This window comes from Calothrix sp. CBUCES-K 9914 (genome assembly GCF_059640475.1).
Genome location: NZ_JBXXZH010000463.1, coordinates 1 through 3,612, shown reverse-complemented (window position 1 = coordinate 3,612; position 3,612 = coordinate 1). Strand labels below are relative to the sequence as shown.

Genomic DNA, 3,612 nt, shown 5'->3' with positions numbered 1-3,612 from the left:
ATGGCCTGCACCTGGAAGTACTGGGCAACTAGTCCGCCAATTTACATCTGGAGAAATATCAGGCTTATTAGAGCAACCGATAGAAGGCTACCAAATGATTTACACCAATGTCACTCGTAAGGGAATGAGTGGAGGTCCCGTGTTTGATGCTGGTGGTCGTGTAATTGGAATTCACGGACTGGGAGACACAGAAAATCCAAATTCATTAACAGGACAAGGACAATTAAATCCAGATACTGCTCAAACTATTGCTAGTTTAATTAAGCCTGGTTTTAATTATGCAATTCCCATCAATACTTTTTTGAGTCTGGCATCTCAACAAGAATTTTATTCAGCCTTGAAGATAGATTCTCAGCCTGTATCAGATGCAACCGTAGCTTATGTTCCTCCAGCACAACCAGATAAACGTGATGTGATTGATGATGTTAATAGTGTTTTAACTGGGGTGCAACAAGGTATAAACACAATTAATGACACGACAGGTACTATCAAAAAAGGGGTAGATGCTGTGGGGGGTTTTATCAGAATTTTTCGCCGATAAGCTCAAAGATGCATGATTTTTCCTACCTTACCCGATACAGAAATAGAAGGATAAAACCACTGATTTGAATACCTATAAGTTGTATTCAATAAGCATTTAATAGTTAGCAGTCGTTAGACAAAAAAGCTATAAATAGAGCGTTCTCATTTAACCCAAAGTAAAAGCACACTGAAAATCATGGAAATTATCACAGGCAACGGTAATGATACTGTCATCAGACCCACCCTGGTCGATGGCGTAGTTTTTCGCAGCAATGATGTCATTAGAACCAATGGTGGTAACGACACAATCAACCCTGGACTGGGTGAAATTGACTACGTGTATGGTGGGGATGGCATCGATCATCTCATACTGGACTACTCAATTGGGGATACGGGAACGGGAATTCTCTTCACTGGCGGCAGTGCCCGGAGATGGACTGATAATACCAATAATCGTCAGACGTTAGATTCCATCCTTTATTTTGACATCGAGCAGTTTACCATTACTGGCACCAGCAAAGATGACACCTTTAACCTCAGTACCACCAACAGCATCATTCGTGCTGGAGCGGGCAACGATCAGGTGAATGTAACCCAACCGATTGCAGGAAATATTGGCACACTTGATGGTGGCGCCGGCTTTGACTATTTAGTGCTAAACCTTTCTAACCAAACAACAAACCTCACCCTCACCAATCTCCAAGACATCAACATTGCTGGGGTTGTCAGAGCAACCAATTTCGAGCGGTTTTCACTCGAAACAGGCAGCGGCAACGATACTATTCTCCAGTCTGGCATCGTCAACGGTTCTGTCCTGCGGCAAAATGATCTTATTAAAACAGGTGCAGGCAACGACACAATTAATGCTGGATTGGGTTCAGACACAGTACTTGGTGGTGATGGGCTGGATCATCTGATTATTGACTACTCGGTTGGCGACACGGGGACAGGAATGCAGTTCAATGGCAGTAATATAAGTGGATATGCTACTGCTTCCCGTAACGTTAGCACTACAAACTCCGCCTACTTAGATTTCATTGAGTTTACGGGCATTGAGCGGTTTACAGTTACGGGTACCAGTAAAAATGACAGCCTCTTCGCTGCTAATGGCAACGATATTATCAATGGTGGCGCAGGTAATGACACGATTAGCGGGGGAGCAGGGGGCGATTTACTTACTGGTGGAAGTGGTGTAGATACCTTCCAGTATCAATCACTGACAGACTCTCTACTGTCCAATTACGATGCAATTACAGACTTGCAGATCGGGATTGATGTCATCGACGGTCCTAGAGCGATTTCAGCCGCTCAAATCCAAAAACTGGGGTACGTGAGTGCTTTGACCGAAACTGCCATTCAGCAGGTGTTGACCCCCAACAACTTTGTGGTCAATGGTGCTTCCACCTTTAGATTCCGGGATGGGCTAATTGACCGTACCTTCCTAGGACTCAATGATGGCAGGGCTGGGTTTTCTGCAACCACAGACAGCATCATCGAAATTACCGGATTTACGGGCAATTTGAACAACCTGAGTATTGTCTAACCCATATTCCACACCCTGACTGTCATAATAGCTAATTACTTGTTTTAGAGCTATAAATACTGCTTGCAACGAGGGTTGCTTCTGTCAATATAACCAGATGGAGTATGTTAAATAGCTTTATACACTTCTAAAAATGAGTAAAAGCTATGATTGTGACAGTTGAGGTGCGGAATGTGGGGTTTAAAATTAGAGTGTTTATCTCTCGGCGCAAATAAAGGAATATTGTTTTAACTACTGCACGGTACGGCGCCTGCAAGCTATCAAACGATTAAGTAATGTAGAGCTGTTATGCCGTTATGCCCAGCAAATAACGCATTAAATTATAGTCTCAAATAATGATGCTCCTTATATTCGCTTTACTTCTGGGTGTTCGCTTATTTTTAGAGCTAAAGGGTAATTAAAGCCTTGATCTAAAAGCGAAAAATTAGCCGAAGTAAATGCGCGTCTGGCAGAAATTTCAAAGACACGGTTTTTATTATCAGTATCACCAATACCAAATTCCGCAGCCACAAACTGCTGCACCTGCTCTGGAGTCATATCGCTATCATGACGTTGATCTACTTTGTTAATCAACACATACAAATTATCTTCACTCCGTAATTCAACTACTTTCTGAACGTCTTTTTTCACTTTCTCTGCGGCTTCATTCTTTAACTGTGTAAAGTCTAAAACAATTAACACGATTGAACTTTTACGAAGCTGCTCTGCTACTACATTCCCCAGCTTGAGATTTTCTCCTGCTTCGTTTGGCCTTGGTGTGTCGATAATTACTAAGTTACCAAGTTCTGGTTGTGCTTCTGCTTTTTGTAAACGCCAAAATGGAGTGCGGATTCTAGGAGCATCTGTCAAGTGTTGTATCTGAAGGGGTGACGAAAACCTCTAAACCTGAGACATAGCAATAGTTATAAGCGCGCGTGCCATAAAAAGATAAACACCATTTTTATACTTTATTGATTCTATTATCAATAAGCTTCGTACAAAAGTCTTCTTTTTCGTTGGACTTGGTTCTAAACTTACTTTTATCTTTCAAGCGGTCACTCATCTATAACCTTTACTGCATAAGGCTTTTAAGATAGTTCGTCACCCCCCCAGGTATTTTGAAAAACTGACACTGTTTCTTCACTTAAAGATAAAACTGGTTCTGTCAGTTTTGCATCAAAAACTATCTCTGTGGGAAGGGTTGTCATAGCGGAGTTACGACTTGGCAATATCTCCTGTCCGACAATGGCGTTTGTAATGGTAGATTTACCAGCTTTCATCGACGCCACAATTGCCATTCTCAACTCAAGATTTTGCACTTTATCGGCTTCGTCGCTGATTTGCTTTTGATACTGTGTATACTTATTCTCAACGCCATCAGCACCTAAAACTGAACTAGCTCACCGGAATGCACCAACGTATTAATACTTAATTTTTCTATTTACAATAAACATAAATTTTTATCAATAAAACGATTAAATAGGCTTTACAGCCTGCGCCCGTCTGGCTTTGTTCGTATAGTCCCACCCAAGCGCGGGTGTAGGTGCAAGATATAAGCCTCCGACTAG

The 3,612-nt window shown here is 41.9% G+C and carries 4 protein-coding genes; 2 read left to right on the top strand and 2 right to left on the bottom strand.

All coding sequences use genetic code 11. The features are described from left to right. On the top strand, nt 1-541 hold a 541-nt coding region (locus tag AC2JBO_RS43895), incomplete at its 5' end, for a S1 family peptidase (protein WP_496959905.1). Nucleotides 542-718: 177 nt separating this feature from the next. Then, entirely contained in the window at nt 719-2,065 is a 1,347-nt protein-coding gene (locus AC2JBO_RS43890; protein ID WP_496959904.1) for a bluetail domain-containing putative surface protein, read from the top strand. Between the two features lie 345 nt (nt 2,066-2,410). Here AC2JBO_RS43890 and AC2JBO_RS43885 read toward each other — a convergent pair whose 3' ends face one another. Further along, nucleotides 2,411-2,914, bottom strand: a complete 504-nt coding sequence (locus AC2JBO_RS43885; protein WP_496959903.1) for a hypothetical protein — start codon at nt 2,912-2,914, stop codon at nt 2,411-2,413. A 218-nt stretch (nt 2,915-3,132) separates the two neighbouring features. Further along, nucleotides 3,133-3,363: a dynamin family protein gene (locus tag AC2JBO_RS43880; RefSeq protein WP_496959902.1), complete on the bottom strand. Its 231-nt coding sequence runs from the start codon at nt 3,361-3,363 to the stop codon at nt 3,133-3,135. Between the last annotated feature and the right edge of the window lie 249 nt (nt 3,364-3,612).

What these genes read in the sequence shown, in the direction of transcription:
- AC2JBO_RS43890 (WP_496959904.1), top strand. Translation starts at nt 719, where the DNA reads ATGGAAATTATCACAGGCAACGGTAATGATACTGTCATCAGACCCACC.